Annotated in this window: 17 protein-coding genes and 5 tRNA genes; all 22 read right to left on the bottom strand. The window is 37.9% G+C overall.

Translation table 11 applies throughout. The features are described 5' to 3' along the window. Positions 1-336 precede the first annotated feature (336 nt). The 22 genes from rpoC to SJY37_RS08960 all read right to left on the bottom strand — a co-directional run bounded on the left by rpoC (position 337) and on the right by SJY37_RS08960 (position 20,940). Complete coding sequence (gene rpoC / locus SJY37_RS09065; RefSeq protein WP_298326283.1) at positions 337-4,638, bottom strand: DNA-directed RNA polymerase subunit beta'; 4,302 nt, start codon at positions 4,636-4,638, stop codon at positions 337-339. Between the two features lie 96 nt (positions 4,639-4,734). Then, complete coding sequence (rpoB, locus tag SJY37_RS09060) at positions 4,735-8,556, bottom strand: DNA-directed RNA polymerase subunit beta (RefSeq protein WP_298326288.1); 3,822 nt, start codon at positions 8,554-8,556, stop codon at positions 4,735-4,737. A 195-nt stretch (positions 8,557-8,751) separates the two neighbouring features. Further along, complete coding sequence (rplL, locus tag SJY37_RS09055; RefSeq protein WP_035334247.1) at positions 8,752-9,123, bottom strand: 50S ribosomal protein L7/L12; 372 nt, start codon at positions 9,121-9,123, stop codon at positions 8,752-8,754. Between the two features lie 56 nt (positions 9,124-9,179). Then, entirely contained in the window at positions 9,180-9,701 is a 522-nt protein-coding gene (gene rplJ, locus SJY37_RS09050; protein ID WP_108878175.1) for a 50S ribosomal protein L10, read from the bottom strand. A 15-nt stretch (positions 9,702-9,716) separates the two neighbouring features. Continuing rightward, positions 9,717-10,415: a 50S ribosomal protein L1 gene (rplA, locus tag SJY37_RS09045; RefSeq protein WP_013749861.1), complete on the bottom strand. Its 699-nt coding sequence runs from the start codon at positions 10,413-10,415 to the stop codon at positions 9,717-9,719. A gap of 20 nt (positions 10,416-10,435) precedes the next feature. Further along, the gene (gene rplK / locus SJY37_RS09040) at positions 10,436-10,876 is read right to left on the bottom strand and encodes a 50S ribosomal protein L11 (RefSeq protein ID WP_013749862.1); all 441 of its coding nucleotides are present in this window, start codon (positions 10,874-10,876) and stop codon (positions 10,436-10,438) included. Between the two features lie 81 nt (positions 10,877-10,957). Then, complete coding sequence (gene nusG / locus SJY37_RS09035) at positions 10,958-11,512, bottom strand: transcription termination/antitermination protein NusG (RefSeq protein ID WP_013749863.1); 555 nt, start codon at positions 11,510-11,512, stop codon at positions 10,958-10,960. 10 nt (positions 11,513-11,522) lie between these two features. Further along, a complete protein-coding gene (gene secE / locus SJY37_RS09030) occupies positions 11,523-11,726 on the bottom strand; it encodes a preprotein translocase subunit SecE (RefSeq protein ID WP_013749864.1) in 204 nt (67 codons plus the stop codon). A 106-nt stretch (positions 11,727-11,832) separates the two neighbouring features. After that, positions 11,833-11,905 (bottom strand) — tRNA-Trp (locus tag SJY37_RS09025). 169 nt (positions 11,906-12,074) lie between these two features. Beyond that, positions 12,075-13,262: an elongation factor Tu gene (tuf, locus tag SJY37_RS09020; protein ID WP_108878174.1), complete on the bottom strand. Its 1,188-nt coding sequence runs from the start codon at positions 13,260-13,262 to the stop codon at positions 12,075-12,077. Between the two features lie 118 nt (positions 13,263-13,380). Further along, positions 13,381-13,452 (bottom strand) — tRNA-Thr (locus tag SJY37_RS09015). Positions 13,453-13,502: 50 nt separating this feature from the next. Next, positions 13,503-13,575 (bottom strand) — tRNA-Gly (locus SJY37_RS09010). Positions 13,576-13,618: 43 nt separating this feature from the next. After that, positions 13,619-13,700: transfer RNA gene (locus SJY37_RS09005), tRNA-Tyr, on the bottom strand. A gap of 101 nt (positions 13,701-13,801) precedes the next feature. Further along, a tRNA-Thr gene (locus tag SJY37_RS09000) sits at positions 13,802-13,875 on the bottom strand. Positions 13,876-13,993: 118 nt separating this feature from the next. Beyond that, positions 13,994-14,290, bottom strand: a complete 297-nt coding sequence (locus SJY37_RS08995) for an HPF/RaiA family ribosome-associated protein (protein WP_108878173.1) — start codon at positions 14,288-14,290, stop codon at positions 13,994-13,996. 69 nt (positions 14,291-14,359) lie between these two features. Beyond that, positions 14,360-15,247 carry a tyrosine-type recombinase/integrase gene (locus SJY37_RS08990; protein ID WP_298326316.1) on the bottom strand — a complete coding sequence of 296 codons (888 nt, stop codon included), beginning with the start codon at positions 15,245-15,247 and terminating at the stop codon, positions 14,360-14,362. Between the two features lie 175 nt (positions 15,248-15,422). Further along, positions 15,423-15,617 (bottom strand): 30S ribosomal protein S21, encoded by a 195-nt coding sequence (gene rpsU, locus SJY37_RS08985; RefSeq protein WP_013749868.1) that lies wholly within the window; start codon positions 15,615-15,617, stop codon positions 15,423-15,425. An 83-nt stretch (positions 15,618-15,700) separates the two neighbouring features. Further along, positions 15,701-16,885, bottom strand: a complete 1,185-nt coding sequence (locus tag SJY37_RS08980) for an acyl-CoA dehydrogenase family protein (RefSeq protein ID WP_298326321.1) — start codon at positions 16,883-16,885, stop codon at positions 15,701-15,703. Between the two features lie 127 nt (positions 16,886-17,012). Further along, on the bottom strand, positions 17,013-17,894 hold the full coding sequence (locus tag SJY37_RS08975; RefSeq protein WP_298326324.1) for a helix-hairpin-helix domain-containing protein: 882 nt from the start codon (positions 17,892-17,894) through the stop codon (positions 17,013-17,015). A gap of 11 nt (positions 17,895-17,905) precedes the next feature. Further along, complete coding sequence (locus SJY37_RS08970) at positions 17,906-19,597, bottom strand: sodium:alanine symporter family protein (RefSeq protein ID WP_298326326.1); 1,692 nt, start codon at positions 19,595-19,597, stop codon at positions 17,906-17,908. A gap of 96 nt (positions 19,598-19,693) precedes the next feature. Beyond that, positions 19,694-20,713 carry a TrkA family potassium uptake protein gene (locus SJY37_RS08965; protein WP_298326329.1) on the bottom strand — a complete coding sequence of 340 codons (1,020 nt, stop codon included), beginning with the start codon at positions 20,711-20,713 and terminating at the stop codon, positions 19,694-19,696. Next, positions 20,710-20,940 (bottom strand): PspC family transcriptional regulator, encoded by a 231-nt coding sequence (locus SJY37_RS08960; RefSeq protein WP_108878167.1) that lies wholly within the window; start codon positions 20,938-20,940, stop codon positions 20,710-20,712. The genes SJY37_RS08965 and SJY37_RS08960 overlap by 4 nt, the downstream gene beginning before the upstream one ends. Positions 20,941-21,003 lie beyond the last annotated feature (63 nt).

Raw genomic sequence — 21,003 nt, 5'->3', positions numbered from 1 at the left:
CTTGCAGATCTTCTCAACTTTTCGTTGAGTGATTTGATAACAGGATTTTCACATTAAAATAGTAGCATTACTTCAAATAGTGGTAAATACTCATCACCATTTACGATGTGAAAAATCATAGAAATCGTTCTAATGCAACTATAAATTATAAAAATAATTACGCTTTCGCGAAAGCATAAATGGTCTAATGCGCATTTCTCTTGACACGAAAAAACGAACATAATCTAAGCAATGATTAGTCATGTTAAAATAAAAAACCCGTTCAGCATTGCTGAACGGGTTTTAAAATTATTAAAGCTTTTGTTTCTTAAAAAATTAAAAAACTCAAACTACATACTAGTTGTAATTCACTTCTTGCTTTTCAGTCATCATATTCTCAAGATCTTCTTTGCTTCCTACGAGTATATTATCGTAACGACGCATTCCCGTTCCTGCTGGAATCTTATGACCTACAATAACATTCTCTTTAAGACCTTCTAAGTAATCAATCTTACCGCTTACAGCAGCTTCGTTCAATACTTTTGTTGTCTCTTGGAATGATGCTGCAGAGATAAATGACTTAGTCTGTAACGATGCTCTTGTAATACCCTGAAGGATAGGAGAAGCTGTAGCTGGACTTACATCGCGAGCTGTAACTTGATTCTTATCTTCTCTTCTAAGTAAAGAGTTCTCATCGCGAAGCTCACGTGGTGAAACGAGTTGACCTGGTTTAAGGCTCTCAGATTCCCCTGCATCTTCTACGACTTTCATACCGTACATTGCATCATTTTCTTCAATGAAGTCTGCTTTGTGTACCAATTGATTCTCTAGGAAGATAGTATCTCCTGGATCTTGTATACGTACTTTACGCATCATCTGGCGCACAACAACTTCAAAGTGCTTATCGTTAATCTTCACCCCTTGTAGACGATATACTTCTTGTACTTCGTTTACTAGGTACTGCTGTACTGCAGACGGCCCTTTGATATTAAGAATATCATTAGGTGTCACAGATCCATCAGAAAGTGGCATACCTGCGCGTACATAATCATTTTCTTGAACTAGAATCTGATTAGATAACTTCACTAAGTACTTCTTGATTTCTCCAAGTTTAGACTCTACGATTATCTCACGGTTACCACGTTTGATTTTACCGAATGAAACCACACCGTCTATCTCAGATACTACTGCTGGGTTAGATGGGTTACGTGCTTCAAACAACTCAGTTACACGTGGAAGACCCCCTGTAATATCGCCAGCCTTTGCAGACCTACGAGGTATTTTTACAAGAATCTTACCTTCTTTAATTTTATCTCCATCATCAATCATAAGGTGAGCACCTACTGGTAAGTTGTAAGAACGTAGCGCGTTTCCTTTGCTATCCTCAATAATCAATGTTGGTATCTTCTTTTTATCTCTAGATTCAGATATTACTTTTTCTTGGAAACCTGTTTGCTCATCTGTTTCTACGCGGTATGTAATACCTTGCTCAATAGACTCAAACTTAATTTTTCCAGCAAATTCTGAAATAACTACACCGTTAAATGGATCCCACTTACAGATTACATCTCCAGCTTTCACTTTATCACCAGAGCTGGCAAATATTTGTGAACCGTAAGGAATTGTATTTGTACTTAATGTGATACCCGTTTTAGGATCAGATACTTTTGCTTCAGATGTACGAGAGATTACGATTTGAACATCGTTTCCTTCGTTATCTTGTCCAGTTACAGTTTTAAGATCTTCGATCTCAAGTAGTCCAGGGAATTTAGCTGTTACACTAGAATCCTCAGACACACCTCCTGCTACCCCTCCTACGTGGAACGTACGAAGTGTAAGCTGTGTACCTGGTTCTCCAATAGATTGTGCTGCTACTACTCCTACAGCTTCACCCATTTGCACCGTTTTATTGGTTGCTAGGTTACGACCGTAACATTTCACACAAATTCCTTTCTTAGCCTCACAAGTAAGCGCAGAACGAACCTCTACAGTTTCTATTGGTGCAGCACCTATAAGATCTGCTATGTCATCATCAATCTCAACACCAGCCTCAACGATTACCTCGTTTGTAAGTGGATTAATTACATCATTTAATGATGTACGTCCCACGATACGTGCGCTTAGTTTCTCAATGATTTCTTCGTTTTTCTTAAGAGCCCCTACTTCTACACCTCTTAACGTACCGCAATCTGTGCTATTAATAATAACATCTTGTGACACATCTACTAGACGACGTGTTAAGTAACCTGCATCTGCCGTTTTAAGGGCGGTATCTGCAAGACCTTTACGTGCACCGTGCGTAGAGATAAAGTACTCAAGAATTGAAAGACCTTCTTTAAAGTTAGAGAGAATAGGGTTTTCAATAATAGCACCACCTCCATCGTTAGATTTTTTTGGTTTTGCCATAAGACCACGCATACCAGTAAGCTGACGAATCTGCTCCTTAGATCCACGTGCCCCAGAGTCAAGCATCATATACACCGAGTTAAACCCTTGTTGATCCTCACGGATACGCTTCATAGAAAGCTCCGTAAGAGTCGCGTTTGTTGATGTCCATACATCAATAACTTGGTTATAACGCTCTGTGTTAGTAATAAGACCCATGTTATAAGATCCAGTAATACCTTCCACTTGCTCGTTTGCATCATCAATCATTTCCTGCTTCTCCTTCGGGATAATAATATCTCCAAGAGAGAATGATAGTCCACCGCGGAATGCAAATCCATAACCCATCGTTTTGATACGGTCAAGGAAATCTGCTGTTACAGGTACACTAGTCACTTTAAGAATACCACCGATAATATCACGAAGAGACTTCTTAGTCAATACTTCGTTAATATATCCAGCAGCTTCTGGCACAGCTTCATTAAATAGCACACGACCTACAGTCGTCTCCATTACTTTATAAACAAGCTCTTTATTTTCATTAAAATCCTTAGCACGGATCTTAATAATAGCATTAATATCTACACGCTTTTCATTGTAGGCAATGTTAACCTCTTCTGCAGAGTAGAAAGTGATTCCTTCTCCTTTTACGTGAAATTCTGAAGTCGATTTTCTGGCCTTTGTCATATAGTAAAGACCTAATACCATATCCTGAGAAGGTACTGCTACTGGAGCACCGTTTGCAGGGTTTAAGATATTATGAGAAGCAAGCATTAATAGCTGCGCCTCAAGTATCGCTTCAGGTCCCAATGGTAAGTGTACTGCCATCTGGTCACCGTCAAAATCGGCGTTAAATGCTGTACATACTAATGGGTGTAACTGTATTGCTTTACCTTCAATAAGTTTAGGCTGGAAAGCCTGTATACCTAGACGGTGAAGCGTAGGAGCACGGTTAAGGAGGATAGGATGTCCTTTAAGAACATTCTCTAAAATATCCCAAACTACTGGCTCTTTTTTGTCTATTATTTTCTTTGCAGATTTTACTGTCTTTACAATCCCACGCTCAATAAGCTTACGGATTACAAATGGCTTATAAAGTTCGGCAGCCATTCCTTTAGGAATACCACATTCAAACAATTTAAGCTCAGGTCCAACAACAATTACAGAACGTGCTGAATAATCCACACGCTTACCAAGTAAGTTTTGACGAAAACGCCCTTGCTTACCTTTTAAAGAATCAGAAAGAGACTTTAATGGTCTGTTAGAATCTGTTTTTACTGCAGATGACTTACGTGTGTTATCAAAAAGTGAATCTACAGATTCCTGTAGCATACGCTTCTCATTACGTAAAATTACCTCAGGAGCCTTGATTTCCATCAATCTCTTAAGACGGTTGTTACGTATGATTACACGACGGTAAAGATCATTTAAATCTGATGTTGCAAAGCGACCTCCATCTAGTGGTACTAGTGGACGTAATTCTGGTGGAATTACAGGTACAACCTTCATAATCATCCACTCAGGTTGATTCTCACGATTCTTATTTGAATCACGAAGTGCTTCTACAACTTGAAGACGTTTAAGCGCCTCCGTTTTACGTTGTTTAGACGTCTCGTTATTTGCCTTGTGACGTAACTCATAAGAAAGCTCATCAAGATCAATTCTTTTAAGAAGGTCGATCAAACATTCAGCACCCATTTTGGCGATAAATTTGTTTGGATCCTCGTCATCAAGATATAGGTTTTCTTGAGGAAGACTATCAAGTATATTTAAATACTCCTCTTCTGTTAAGAAATCCATTTTGTTAAGCTCCTCACCTTCTTCACTCTTTGCAATACCTGGTTGTATAACCACATAACGCTCGTAGTAAATGATCATATCTAATTTCTTAGATGGAAGACCAAGTAAGTAACCTATTTTGTTAGGTAACGATCTAAAGTACCAAATGTGTGCAACAGGAACCACAAGATTAATGTGCCCCACGCGATCACGACGTACTTTCTTTTCTGTTACTTCAACACCACAACGATCACACACGATCCCTTTGTAGCGTATTCTTTTATATTTACCACAAGCACACTCATAGTCCTTTACAGGACCAAAAATACGCTCACAGAACAACCCGTCACGCTCTGGCTTGTGCGTACGGTAGTTTATTGTTTCCGGCTTTAAAACTTCTCCTCTTGATGCCCCTAGAATAGATTCTGGAGACGCAAGACCGATCGAGATAGCATTAAACTTCGGCTGTTGTACATTATCATTATTTCTTGCCATAATTCTGTATATGTCGAATTAATTATTGTTGTGAATGGTTATTGTTACGCTTTCGCGAAAGCGGAACCTCAAAAGACTCCGCTTTCCAAAAACCATTTACTTATTCTCTAGACGAATGTCTAGTCCCAGTCCTTTAAGCTCATGCATTAATACGTTGAAAGATTCAGGAAGTCCCGGCTCTGGCATAGGCTCTCCTTTTACAATACTTTCATACGTCTTAGCACGACCAATCACGTCATCAGATTTTACAGTTAAGATCTCACGCAATGTTGCCGAAGCTCCATATGCCTCAAGAGCCCAAACCTCCATCTCACCAAAACGCTGACCTCCAAACTGCGCCTTACCTCCAAGAGGTTGTTGCGTAATAAGAGAGTATGGTCCGATAGAACGCGCGTGCATCTTATCATCTACCATATGTCCTAGTTTAAGCATGTAGATAACTCCTACTGTTGCTGGTTGATCAAAACGATCTCCCGTACCTCCGTCATATAAGTAAGTATGTCCAAAACGTGGAATACCTGCCTCATCAGTAAGTGCATTAATCTGATCTAGTGTAGCTCCATCAAAAATAGGCGTCGCATACGTTCTTCCTAATTTTTGACCAGCCCATCCTAGTACCGTTTCATAAATCTGCCCGATGTTCATACGAGATGGTACACCAAGTGGGTTAAGAACGATATCTACTGGAGTTCCATCCTCAAGGAATGGCATATCCTCTTGACGAACGATACGAGCAACAATACCTTTGTTACCGTGACGTCCTGCCATTTTATCACCTACTTTAAGCTTACGTTTTTTAGCAATGTACACTTTTGCAAGTTTGATGATACCAGCTGGTAATTCATCTCCTACAGAAATTGTAAATTTCTCACGACGTAAGTTTCCTTGTAGATCGTTTTCTTTAATCTTATAGTTGTGTAATAAATCTGCTATAAGCGTGTTAGTCTTGTCATCTGTAGTCCAAGTACCTTGTGTAAGGTGCGTGTAATCTTCTACAGAGTTAAGCATCTTAAGTGTAAACTTCTTTCCTTTAGGAAGAACTTCTTCACCTAGATCGTTCATAACACCTTGAGCAGTTTTACCGTTTACTAGCTTAAATAATTTTTCAATTACTACAGCTTGTAAATCGTCAAACTTATCGTCATACTCATTTTCAAGAACAGCGATGTCTTCTTTATCCTTTGCACGCTTGCGCTTATCTTTAATTGCTCTTGCAAACAATTTCTTATTGATAACCACACCATGTAAAGAAGGAGAAGCTTTAAGAGAAGCATCTTTTACATCACCAGCTTTGTCTCCAAAGATTGCACGTAAAAGTTTTTCTTCTGGAGTAGGATCAGATTCTCCTTTTGGAGTAATCTTACCTATTAATATATCTCCAGGTTTTACCTCTGCTCCTATACGGATCATTCCGTGCTCATCAAGATCCTTAGTAGCTTCCTCAGAAACGTTAGGGATATCATTAGTAAGCTCTTCGTTTCCTAACTTAGTATCACGCACATCAAGAGAATACTCATCAATGTGAATAGAAGTAAAGATATCATCACGTACTACCTTTTCAGATATTACGATTGCATCCTCAAAGTTATATCCTTTCCAAGGCATGAAGGCAACCTTCATGTTACGTCCTAGTGCAAGCTCCCCTTTCTCGGTAGCATACCCTTGACATAATACTTGACCCTTTTCTACTCTATCACCTACTTTTACAATAGGTTTCAAGTTGATATTTGTTCCTTGGTTCGTTTTACGGAACTTAATAAGGTTATATGATTTAGAATCTTCGTCAAAGCTAACTAAACGCTCATCTTCAGTACGATCATACTTGATAGTAATCATGTTTGCATCTACATACTCAACAGTACCCGCACCTTCTGCGTTAATAAGTACTCTAGAATCTGTAGCTACTTGACGTTCCAGACCTGTTCCCACGATAGGCGCATCTGCCATAATAAGTGGTACTGCCTGGCGCATCATGTTTGATCCCATCAGTGCACGGTTTGCATCATCATGCTCCAAGAATGGAATAAGAGATGCAGATATAGATGCAATCTGGTTAGGAGAGACATCTGCATAGTGTACGGTATCAGGATCTACAACAGGAAAATCTCCTTCCATACGTGCAATTACTTTTTCTTCAGTAATTGCCCCGTTATCATCCATAGGGTTGTTTGCTTGTGCAATTAGCATCCCTTCTTCCTCCTCTGCACTTAAATAAAGTGGTTCAGATTTTAGATCGATTTTACCGTTTTCTACTTTTCTATATGGAGTCTCAATGAATCCCATGTTATTCACCTTTGCATATACTGCAAGAGATGAAATAAGACCAATGTTTGGTCCCTCTGGTGTTTCAATTGGACATAGTCTTCCGTAGTGAGTATAGTGAACATCACGTACCTCAAATCCAGCACGCTCACGAGATAGACCTCCAGGTCCAAGAGCAGAAAGACGACGCTTGTGCGTTATCTCTGCAAGAGGATTGGTTTGATCCATAAATTGTGATAACTGGTTTGTTCCAAAGAAAGAATTAATAACAGAGGACAATGTCTTTGCATTAATCAAGTCAATAGGAGTAAAAACTTCATTATCACGAACGTTCATACGCTCACGAATAGTACGAGCCATACGTGCAAGACCTACACCGAATTGTGCAGATAATTGCTCACCAACTGTACGTACACGACGGTTTGATAAGTGATCAATATCGTCAATCTCTGCTTTTGCATTGATTAACTCAATTAAATACTTAATAATGGTAATAATATCAAGCTTAGTAAGCACTTGCTTATCCATCTCAATATCCAGACCTAATTTTTTGTTCATTCTGTAACGACCTACTTCACCTAAGTTGTAACGTTGGTCTGAGAAGAATAATTTATCAATAATACCACGTGCTGTTTCCTCATCTGGCGGTTCAGCATTACGTAGTTGTCTATAGATGTGTTCAACAGCCTCTTTTTCAGAGTTTGTTGGATCCTTTTGTAGTGTATTATGGATAATCGCATAATCTGCCTGCTGATTATCTTCTTTGTGAAGTAATACGGTCTTAGCTCCAGCTTCAAGAATTTCTTCTACGTGCTCTTTTTCTAATACAGTATCACGGTCAAGCACAATCTCGTTACGCTCGATAGAAACAACTTCACCAGTATCTTCATCTACGAAGTCTTCATGCCATGTGTTAAGAACACGTGCAGCAAGCTTACGACCTAAATATTTTTTTAATCCTGTTTTAGAAACTTTTACTTCTTCTGCAAGGTCAAAGATTTCAAGGATATCTTTATCTCTTTCAAAACCGATTGCACGGAAAAGTGTAGTAACAGGTAATTTCTTTTTACGATCGATATATGCGTACATAACGCTATTAATATCTGTCGCAAATTCTATCCAAGATCCTTTAAAAGGAATTACTCGGGCAGAATATAATTTTGTTCCATTTGCGTGGAACGATTGTCCAAAGAAAACTCCAGGTGAACGGTGTAGTTGAGAAACAACAACACGCTCTGCGCCATTGATCACAAATGTTCCGCTAGGAGTCATGTATGGAATTGTACCTAGATATACATCTTGTACAATAGTTTCAAAATCCTCGTGCTCTTCGTCAGTACAGTATAATTTTAGACGTGCTTTTAAAGGCACACTATATGTAAGACCACGCTCAATACACTCTTGAATAGAGTATCTTGGTGGATCAACGAAATAATCTAAAAACTCGAGTACAAAGTTGTTACGAGTATCTGTAATTGGGAAGTTCTCGAGAAAAGTATTATAAAGACCCTCATCACCTCTCTCATCAGACTTTGTTTCCAGTTGGAAAAAATCTTGGAAAGACTTTACTTGAATATCCAAAAAGTCTGGATAATCAGGTCTATTCTTTACCGATGAGAAACTGATTCTTTCTCCTTGTTTTGCATCTTGCATCATCAACGAACGGAATTTGATTAGAACTAAACTTGCCCCTTAGCAAGTTTAAATATGATTTATTATGTACGATTAAAATCAAGTAAACATCGAGTTACAAAAAAAGGTAACCATCTTATACGACAAATGGTTTAGGTATAATCGTACTTCCGAAGAAGTACAATTAACCTAAACCTTTATCTAGTTATTATGGTAAGCTTACTTAAGCTCAACCTCTGCACCAGCTTCTTCTAATTGAGCTTTAAGTGCTTCAGCTTCGTCTTTAGAAACACCTTCCTTGATAGGAGATGGTGCATTATCTACAAGCTCTTTTGCATCTTTAAGTCCAGCTCCAGTTAATTCTTTTACAAGTTTAACTACAGCAAGTTTAGAACCACCAGCAGCTTTAAGGATCACGTCAAATTCTGACTTTTCCTCAGCAGCTTCAGCTCCAGCTCCAGCTGGTCCAGCTACTACTGCAGCAGCAGCAGGCTCGATACCGTATTCATCTTTTAAAATAGTAGCTAACTCGTTTACTTCTTTTACTGTAAGGTTAACTAATTGTTCTGCGAAATCTTTTAAATCTGCCATTTTCTATCGTTTTTGAAAATTGTAATTGTTATATAATAAATAATAGTGCGTACTGCTTATCCTTCCTTTTCAGAAAGGGTTTTGATAATACCAGCGAGTTTACCTCCACTTGACTTAAGAGCGCTAACAACGTTCTTAGCAGGTGATTGAAGCAATCCAACGATGTCTCCAATAAGTTCTTCTCTAGATTTGATATTTACCAGACTATCTAGTTGGTCATCTCCAACATAAATAGCTTCTTCAATAAATGCTCCTTTTAATAAAGGCTTATCAGATTTCTTACGAAATTCCTTAATTACCTTAGCAGGTGCATTACCCGTCTCAGCAAACATGATTGCAGTGTTTCCTTTTAATACACTTGGAAGTTCTGCAAAATCCTTGTCTGATGCCTCCATTGCCTTTGAAAGCAATGTGTTTTTAACTACTGCTAGACTAACTCCTGCTTTAAAACATGCACGACGTAAATTAGAAGTCGTACCTGCATCTAAACCAGATATATCTGCAAGATAAATATGTACATTATCCCCTAACTGCGCAGTTAAATCTTTAATTACTATTGATTTTTCTTCTCTTGTCATAATTTAAAATTTGAACTAGTCAGTAGCGAATCGCTTAGCATCTACCTCTACAGATGGGCTCATTGTACTTGACATAAAAATACTCTTTATGTAAACACCTTTTGCCGTAGTAGGTTTAAGCTTTACTAATGTTGTTATTAATTCTCTTGCGTTTCCTGCAATTTTCTCAGCATCAAAAGATGCTTTACCTACAGAAGCGTGAATGATACCAGTCTTATCAACTTTAAAGTCAATCTTACCTGCTTTTACATCAGATACTGCTTTTGCAATATCCATAGTAACTGTACCAGTCTTAGGGTTAGGCATTAAACCACGTGGTCCTAAAACACGTCCTAAAGGCCCTAATTTACCCATTACACTAGGCATAGTAATAATTACATCTACGTCTGTCCAACCACCTTTGATTTTCTCAAGGTACTCGTCTAATCCTACGTAATCTGCACCAGCCTCTTGAGCCTCAGCAGCCTTGTCTGGAGTAACAAGCGCAAGCACTTTTACATCCTTACCAGTACCGTGAGGTAATGTAACCACTCCACGAACCATCTGGTTAGCTTTACGAGGATCAACATTAAGACGCACAGCAATATCTACAGAAGGATCAAAGTTTACGTTACTTACTTCTTTAATTAAAGCAGAAGCATCAGCAAGATTGTAGGTTTGACCCGCTTCAATCTTAGTCTGATTTTCTTTTTGCTTTTTTGTTAATTTTGCCATTTTAATTTTGTTTTAAGCTGTTAAGCTGGAGCATCTCCACCTTTAACCGTTATTCCCATTGAACGAGCTGTACCAGCCACCATCTTCATTGCACTATCAATTGTAAATGCATTTAAATCAGGCATCTTGTCCTCTGCAATTGCACGTACTTGATCCCAAGTAACTTTTGCAACCTTCTTACGGTTAGGCTCACCAGAACCACTTTTAACTTTAGCTGCTTCCAATAATTGAACTGCTGCTGGAGGAGTCTTGATTACAAAATCAAAAGACTTATCCTTATAAACAGTTATCGCAACAGGAAGCACTTTACCAGCTTTATCTTGAGTTCTAGCATTAAACTGCTTACAGAACTCCATGATGTTTACACCGGCTGCACCTAAAGCAGGTCCTACTGGTGGAGAAGGATTTGCAGCCCCTCCACGTACTTGTAACTTAACAACCTTACTTACTTCTTTTGCCATTTCTAAAAATTTAAACAGACCTGTTCATAATGTGGAAGCATAGAACAAAATCTAAAATATATTAATGTAACAATTAATCTCTTATACTTTTTCCACTTGCATATAGCTAAGCTCTAACGGAGTCTTTCTTCCGAATATCTTCACCATCACTTCAAGCTTACGCTTTTCTTCATTCACTTTCTCAACCGTACCGTTAAATCCATTAAATGGACCATCAATCACCTTGATTGTCTCACCTATAGTGAATGGTATAGATATACTGTCTTGCTTTACAGCAAGTTCATCCACCTTACCTAACATACGATTAACCTCAGACTTACGTAAAGGAACAGGATCTCCTCCTTTAACCTCACCAAGAAAACCAATTACACCATTAATAGACTTAATAATGTGAGGAATTTCTCCACCAAGATTAGCTTTAACCATTATATATCCAGGAAAATAAACACGCTCTTTATTAACCTTTTTACCATTACGGATTTGGATAACTTTTTCAGTAGGCACTAACACCTCTTCAATACTATCCTCAAGATTTAAACGAGAAATTTCTTGCTCGATATACGCCTTTACTTTATTCTCTTGACCACTAACGGCCCTTACCACATACCACTGCTTCGTGTTACTTGTCTTAGCCATCTTGCTTGAATTAATTTGTTCCAACTACTTTATCAAAATATAACTTAATCACATTACTAAAAACGGTATCAACACCCCAAATAGCCAATGAAAAAATTATAGAAAACACAGCAACCACTACCATTAGACGTTGCGCTTCTGGAAGCGGCGTCCACGTTACGTGGTTTCTAAGCTCATTATATGATTCTTGAACGTAATTAATTAATCCAGCCATAATAGTTATTTCTTTCTAAACAAACATCTAACAAGCGCTAGGATGTTCTAATGTTTTCAAAATATAAATTAGCTCTAAAAATTAATCTTAAAGCTAATTTAAGTTGCACGGGATGAGAGACTCGAACTCACGACACCTGGTTTTGGAGACCAGTGCTCTACCAACTGAGCTAATCCCGTATACTTTAAGTTTTGAATCTCAAATTTCAAAAGAAATTATCGTTATTATTCATAAACTTAGGATTTCAACAAGCAACACTTTCGCGAAAGCTAAACAGAACCCCTCTTAACAAAAGTCAAGGCGTCTTGCAAAAACAAGACACCTTTACTTTTTATCTATAGACTAGAATTAATCTAATATCTCAGTTACCTGACCAGCTCCTACAGTTCTACCACCTTCACGGACAGCAAAACGAAGACCTAAGCTAAGTGCGATAGGCTGGATAAGCTCAACAGTAATAGTTAAGTTATCTCCAGGCATAACCATCTCAACTCCATCAGGAAGCATGATGTTACCAGTTACATCAGTTGTACGCACATAAAACTGTGGACGGTAGTTATTGTGGAATGGAGTGTGACGTCCACCTTCTTCTTTCTTAAGGATATAAACCTCAGCTTTAAACTTAGCGTGTGGTGTTACTGATCCTGGCTTAACAATTACCATTCCTCTAGAAATCATTGATTTCTCAATACCTCTTAAAAGGATACCAGCGTTATCTCCAGCCTCACCTCTATCAAGGATCTGACGGAACATTTCAATACCAGTAATAGTAGATGTAAGTTTCTCTGCACCCATACCAATAATCTCAACAGGATCTCCCGTGTTTGCAATACCAGTTTCGATACGACCTGTAGCAACAGTTCCACGACCTGTAATAGAGAATACATCTTCTATTGGCATAAGGAAAGGCTTTTCAGTCTCACGTAGTGGCTCTTCGATCCAAGCATCAACAGCAGCCATAAGCTCTAATACTGTATCAACCCATTTTTGCTCACCGTTTAACGCTCCAAGAGCAGAACCAGCAATTACAGGACCGTTATCTCCATCATACTCGTAGAAAGAAAGAAGATCTCTGATCTCCATCTCTACAAGCTCAAGTAATTCTTCATCATCAACCATATCCACTTTATTCATGAATACAACGATACGAGGAATACCTACCTGACGACCAAGAAGGATGTGCTCACGTGTTTGTGGCATTGGACCATCTGTAGCAGCAACAACAAGTATAGCACCGTCCATTTGAGCAGCACCAGTTACCATATTCTTTACATAATCGGCGTGACCTGGACAATCAACGTGTGCGTAGTGACGGTTTTCCGTAGCATACTCAACGTGTGAAGAGTTTATTGTTATACCTCTTTCTTTTTCCTCAGGAGCATTATCAATTTGATCAAAAGCAGAAGCTTCTGAATAACCCGCATCTGCCAATACTTTTGTAATCGCAGCTGTTAAAGTTGTTTTACCGTGATCTACGTGTCCGATAGTTCCAACATTTAAATGGGGTTTCGAACGATCGTATGTTTCCTTTGCCATAATGTAATTATTTAATCTTAGTTATTATTAGTGTACTAGTTTACTATTGATCGAATACCTTCTCATTTAAACACGAAAAGTGAGTGCGACCAGCACTCATTGTTATTATTTCTTTTTGAGCCAACGACGGGAATTGAACCCGTGGCCTCTTCCTTACCAAGGAAACGCTCTACCCCTGAGCTACGTCGGCGGATTTTTTTTTACGCTTTCGCGAAAGCTCAACACCTCAAAGGCATTTAGAGCGGGAGACCAGGTTCGAACTGGCGACATTCAGCTTGGAAGGCTGACGCTCTACCAACTGAGCTACTCCCGCGTTTATAATCTCACTAACAAAAGTGATAATGAAATTAAAGGTGTGGGGAGAGCAGGATTCGAACCTGCGAAGTTAAAAACAACTGAGTTACAGTCAGTCCTCGTTGGCCGCTTGAGTATCTCCCCATTGTATTATCAAAATTCAGTGCGCAAAACTACGTATTAATTTTGAATAATAAAACAATATTTTAAAGAACTTTTTAACCTTTTTATTTCAGTTAAAAAAGAGCCGATGGAGGGACTCGAACCCACGACCTGCTGATTACAAATCAGCTGCTCTAGCCAGCTGAGCTACATCGGCTTTTTACTTACATAGACCTCTCTAAAGAGGCATAAAAAAGTCCGCTATTTCTAACGGACTGCGAAGATAACTAATTTTTATACTTATCCAATTTTTTTTTGAAAAAAAATCAAAAAAATTAAGATCTAATTTTATCCTTCCTCTTTAAAAGCATCCTCTCCATAGACTGTACACACGTGTCTGTAGCCTCCTCAAAAGACTTTGCCATTTTCTTTACGATAAACTCATCCCCTGGAACACTGATTAATAGCTCCACAATTTTATTATCCGGCTTCACATTAGGCTCTAATTTCAAGAACACATCTGCGTGAATTATCTTATCATAAAAATGCTCAAGCTTTCCTACTTTTTTTTCAATGAATTCAATGAGCTTTACATCTGCATCAAATTTTGGCGCTTCTACAGTTACTTTCATAAGATTATATATTTTTAGTTCAAAACTCAAACACCTTACAATAGGTGCTTCCTTTAATTACTCAGATAATTACTTTTTATTGCGAGGATGCGCTTTAGAATAAACATCTTTGAGCGCCTGGACACTATTATGCGTATAAACTTGCGTAGATGCAAGACTTGCGTGACCCAAAAACTCTTTTACAATATTCAAATCTGCACCCTGATTAAGTAAATGCGTTGCAAACGAGTGTCTCAATATATGCGGACTCGTTTTTAACTTATCTGACGTCTCACTAAAGTAACGATTAATTATCCTGTATACAAGGGTGCTATAAATTTTAGCACCTTTATTAGTCACCAAGAGAGCATCTTCACCACTACTAGCTACAGAAGACCTAACAGCTATATACCTATCATAGGTAACAACCACACTAGAAAGCAAAGGAACGATGCGCTCCTTATTACGTTTACCTATAATTTTTATGGTTTTTTGAACCACATCAATACTCCCCACAGTCAGATCCACTAGCTCAGTACGTCTCATTCCAGTTGCATACAGAAGCTCCACTATGAATAAGTCTCTCAGCGTTGCAAAATCATCAGCTTCTTTTAGCCTATCAAAGACAGCTCCCACCTCTACTTCAGAAAATGGAATTTGTAGTCGTTTCGGAGTTTTTAGTGATTTATGCTTCGCAAGTGGCGAAGCTTCTATCTCACCTATTTTAAGTAAGAATTTATAGTAAGCCTTTAACGAAGATATCTTCCTATTGACCGTTCGGTTAGAAACGTCGTTATCTACAAGACTTACAATCCAAGATCGGATTTGCGCGTAATGAATGTCTGCTAAATTATTTTCATCAAAAATTATTTTGGCGAAAGCCAAAAATTCAACCACATCTTTCTCATAAGCCACAACCGTATGCTTGCTGTAATTTTTCTCAAGACTGAGATAATCAAGAAAAGAGGTCAATGACATAAATAAGATAGATTATTAGAATTACTACAAACACTCTTTGCAACAAATGTCTAAAATAAAAAACCGTTGCACTGCAAAGATAAACTTTACAACACAACGGTTTTATATGATTGAGAGAGGTTTAATCTCCCTGTTAATCCAGATCATGCTTCGCATGACAACGGATTAATAAATGCTAGATATTCTCTGCATCCCTCATCCCTTGGATGTACGATGCTTTTTGAATCTCACGTCTTCTTACTACAGAAGGCTTTGTAAACTGCTTGCGCTCTCTAAGATTACGCATAGTTTTTGTGCGATCAAATTTACGCTTAAAACGTTTAAGCGCTCTATCTATATTTTCTCCGTCTTTTACTGGTATAATTAACATAGTGGGACCTCCTTTCTTTAAGTTCTTATTCGGTTTTCAGGCTGCAAATATACGTTTTAAAAGTAACCCCGCAACCCTATCCTTTAATTTTTTGAAATTTCTTCTGACTTTGCTTTGTAAGTCTTCTTATCGATAACCATTTTTGCAATGATTTCACGCAGTATTTCTGAGGTACCACCACCTATAGGTCCTAGCCTACTGTCACGCAACATACGTGCAAGCGGATACTCTTCCATATAGCCATAACCACCTAGCATCTGTAAACAGTCATAAATCACTTCGTCTGCAATTTTTGTTGCAGTGAGTTTTGACATCGTCGCTTCTTTTACAACATACTCTCCCTTATTAAGGCGATATGCAACTGTATAATTAAAAGCTTTTGACATCTCTACCTCTGCCTGGCGCTCTGCAAGTTTGTGTCGTAATGCTTGAAATTTATCAATAGTAACACCAAACGCCATTCTCTCTTTCATGTAATCTAGCGCATACTCAATAGCATACTCTGCTCTCGCATGAGCATTTATACCCATAATAAGACGCTCTGAAGCAAAATGCTGCATGATGTACCCAAACCCTGCATTCTCTTCACCCATAAGATTTGCTACTGGCACTTTCACATTGTCAAATGCAATCTCTCCTGTATCTGATGCTCTCCACCCTAGCTTATCAAGCTTTGTAGCGCTTATACCAGGCATATCCCTATCTAATAGGAAAATGCTCATCCCTTTACCTCCTAGCTCAGGAGCCGTCTTAGCAGCAACGATTAAATAATCTGAATACACGCCATTTGTGATAAAGGTCTTAGAACCATTTATTACATAATGATCACCATCCTTAACAGCCGTAGTTCTCATTCCTGCAACATCACTTCCACCAAAAGGTTCTGTGATACATAAACAACCTATTTTATCTCCTGCAATACTCGCTGTAAGATATTCAGATTTTATTCTTTCATCACCCTCTACATTAAGGTGTGTCATTGCAAGATAAGCATGTGCCCATATAGCAGCAGCAAATCCACCACTATTAATACGCTGTAGCTCCTCTAATAAGATAACAGTATAGAAGAAGTCAAGATTCATTCCTCCATATGCCTCAGGATAACTAATCCCAAAGAATCCCATGTCACCAAATTTCTTCCAGATAAAACGTTCTATCTGTCCTGTTTCCTCCCACTTATCAATGTGCGGCACTACTTCTTTCTTAAGAAAGTCTCTTAAGCTTTCGCGAAAGAGATTATGCTCCTCCGTAAAATACATGTTTGTCATATTTAAAATTCTTTTTCAATCCAATTGTAAGCCTTTTACAACTCTTATAATTGGGAATTTCATTCTAATAAGTAATTCTCTAAAATTAGAATAATTACTAAGAATGTGATGGTTATTTATAGCAATTTCAATCAATATGTAAATATAAACTTATTATATCATATTTAAAGTCTGTCATACCCTCCAAATTTTTCAATTCTTCTATCGATTTGATACCTTCTCTGAGAATTCGATAATCTACTATCTCTTTGGCAAGATCAAAATTAAGTAAAGGAACGGTAGATAAATCTGATGCGGTTGCCGTATTCACATTTACTAATGCAACTACTGGCTTTTCTTTTACCGTGTATTCGTTAAGAATTGCACGTTTCACATTTTTATCAACCCCAAACACACTGTAAAGCTGAAAATCTACTAGATATCCTCCAGTTTTATCACGATGTCTAAGTATTCTGGTCGCTATATCTTCATCTACACCATCAATAGCTATCAACATTTCATAAGAGACACTATTGAGATCACCTTTTTCTTCGGCAGTTTTCCATTTCTTTTTAAAACTAGATTTCTTTTTAGGAGATTTCTTTTGCTCTTCAATCCATTTCGGCCATTTAAAATAAGGTTCCATCACTGTAAGCAGGGAATCTGAGACGCCTGACACTTTTTGAAACTGAGCGGTGGAATCAAACCATTTCCCGCTTTCGCGAAAGCGTAACACTCTATCTATCTCCTCTGTGGTCATACCAAGTTTGTAACCGTTGAAGTCTGTAAGTAGTGTAGGGTTGAAAGGAAAAATCTTAGGCTTACGTTTCTCAATCTCTACCAACTTAAGAGAGTCTATCTCCTTCTGAAACGCCAAAACCTCTAGATCTTCTTCTTGAGATATTTGCACATCGGCTTCTGGGGAATAAAAAATGACCACAGCAGTACACGCAATGATTATTGCTATAAAAAAGAAAATCCCATTTCTTTTACGCCTATCGTAAATGAAATGGGATTTTAAACTTTTCATACTATTTACTATTACTCTATAGCCTGCTCCTTAAGCTTTATAGCGTTAAGGTATCTAGTTAATTGCTTTTTAACAACAGGGAATAGGAAGAATAATCCTACCATGTTAGGGAAAACCATTGCAAAAATCATTGCATCAGAGAATGCCCATATTGAGTTCATACTTGCAGATGCTCCTACAACTACAAAAGTTAAGAATAATAGTTTGTACACTAAATCTGCAACCTTACCACGCCCGAAAAGGAATTTCCAAGATTGTAGTCCGTAATAAGACCATGAGATCATCGTTGATACTGCAAAGAGTACCACTGCGATCGTTAAGAATACATCAGAATAAGGAATATATTCTGCAAAAGCCTTGGCAGTAATACCAGCCCCTTCAAAAGATTCTCCACCTATCATTACAGCTCCTAGTCCATCACCTCCGTATTGGAAAGCTCCTCCAAAGTTGAAAATAATAATCACAAGTGCTGTCATCGTACAGATAAGTACTGTGTCGATAAATGGCTCTAGTAATGCCACTAGACCTTCACTTGCAGAGTATTTAGTACGTACTGCAGAGTGTGCAATAGATGCAGATCCTGCTCCAGCTTCATTTGAAAATGCTGCTCTTTTGAAACCAACTAATAATACTCCTATAAATCCTCCTACTCCTATAGCTGTAGGGTTAAATGCTTCTTTTACGATAAGTGCTACAGCATCATCAATAAGACTAAAATTACTTAGTATAATGTATAGACATGCAACAACGTACATGATTGCCATAAATGGCACTACTTTCTCGGTTACCTGGGCGATACGCTTAATACCACCTATGATAATAATACCAACAATTATTGCTAGTACAATACCTACAATAAATCCTGAGGCTGCACCGGTCATGTTAAACATTTCTTTAAGAACGATCGTTGCTTGATTAGATTGAGCTGCGTTACCACCACCAAAAGAACCACCAATACAGAAAACAGCAAATACTACAGCTGCAATCTTTCCTAAAGTTGCAAATCCTTTTGCTTTTAAACCTTTAGTTAAATAATACATAGGACCTCCATAAACAGTCCCGTCTTCACCTACATCTCTGTACTGAACACCTAAGGTACACTCTACAAATTTTGTAGACATTCCTAAAAGACCACAAACTATCATCCAGAATGTAGCTCCCGGACCACCTAATGCGATAGCAAGTGCAACACCAGCAATATTACCATTACCTACAGTTCCAGAAACTGCAGTAGCTAGTGCTTGAAAGTGAGAAACTTCTCCTGCAGAACTTTCATCTCTAATTGTGTCTACGATGTCTCCATCAATAGCTAGATTATCATCTACATCAAGATTTTCTATATGCTCTTCTATATCAACATTAGATAAATCTTGCCCTTGTGCAATACCATCTTCACCATAAAGCTCTGCAGCTCCATGCTTTTCAATATCTTCATATTTACCACGTACAGTTTGGATTGCTCTCCAGAAGAAACGGATGTTTGGAAATCCAAAATAAATCGTAAAAAAAGCGGCACTCGCCACTAATAAAATAAGAACAAAAGGTGTTCCTGCAACTTCAAAAAATACAATTGCCGAAAAGAAATCTGAAATTGGTTGAAATGCTTGGTCAATTTTCTGGTCAATTCCTACTTCTTGAGTTTCTTGTGCAAATGAAAGAAGCGGAATAAAAACAGAAAGAATGAATAAAAGGTATTTCTTCATTAGTATAGATATATTAAGTTATTGTAAATTCAGCTAGCAATATCCAAAAAAATGCCCCTTATTCAAAGGAAACTATCTTAAAATCCTTAACAATATTTAAATACCAAAGGTCTCGTGTAGTCTTTTGATTTGTTCAGGCCGCCCTATCACTATTAATTTTGACCCTCTCTCTAGTCTCATATCTGCTTCTGGGTTAACAATATACTTACCAGATGGTGATCTGTAACCTATAATCGTACAGCCAGTCTTATAACGCAAATCAATTTCCTTAATACTTGCTTCTTTTCCGTCTGCACAAATTTGATCAAAGCTTATTTCCTCTACATTAATACTATCCTCCTCTCCTACTACAGATAAATTGTCTAAAAATTCGATAAGATCAGGAACTACGACAAGTGACGCCATGTGATCACCACCTATTTTATCAGGCATTATCACATTATCTGCTCCAGCAAGCTTGAGTTTCTTTTGTGAAGTCTCGGCAGTGGCGCGACTTATAATCTTGAGCTTACTATTAAGTTGGCGTGCACTCAATACTATAAAAAGGTTGTCTGCATCTTCAGGAAGTGCACACAATAGTGCCGAGGCCTTTGTGATTCCAGCTTTCTCTAGTATCTCATCTTCATTTGCGTTACCATACACAAAATGAATATTCTTATCCATTTCATAGCGCTCTATAACGTCCAAATCCATCTCAATGACCACAAATTGCTTGTTATAAGCCATGAGCTTTTGCACCGCCTCTTGTCCATTACGTCCATAACCACAAACAATGATGTGATCTGTCATTTTATCGATTTCTTGCTGCACCTTTTTATGTATTAAATCTTTATAAGAACTCTTACTTATTATATACTCCGAGATTACTGTCAAAGCATAACCCACAATCACAACACTTAATAAAATAAGTATTACTGTAAAAATTTTTGCTTCGGGTGTGAGTGGTATCACTTCTCCAAAACCCACGGTAGTTATTGTAATTACCGTCATATATACAGCATCTACCCAATTGTAGTCTGCTATAAAACGATAGCCAAAAACTCCTAAAAGCAAGGTCGTTACTAGGAGCACTATAGCTAGATAAATTTTATTCTTAAAAAAGGAAAACAAATTCATAAGTCAAAAACAGAAGTACGCTTTGTATAAATAAGATCTTTTAACTTAAGCCAAAACGCCACTGTAAGATATAATGCAAAGCCTACCCCTAGGGTTGCAAATGACACATATATAAAAAAAAGTCTGACATTTTTTGCTCGCATTCCTAGGCGGTCTGCGAGTCTAGAGGAAACATAAAACCCATGTTTCTCAAAATAATGCCGTATATCGTATACTAGTTTCAACATATTGTGAAGGTAATAAATGCTAGATGTACCATGCTATAATAAACGAATCGGAAATAGTCTTAG

This window comes from Dokdonia sp. R78006, assembly GCF_042466145.1.
GTDB lineage: Bacteria > Bacteroidota > Bacteroidia > Flavobacteriales > Flavobacteriaceae > Dokdonia.
The sequence above is the reverse complement of the archived record's forward strand: the minus strand, read 5'-3'. Positions and strand labels throughout refer to the sequence as shown.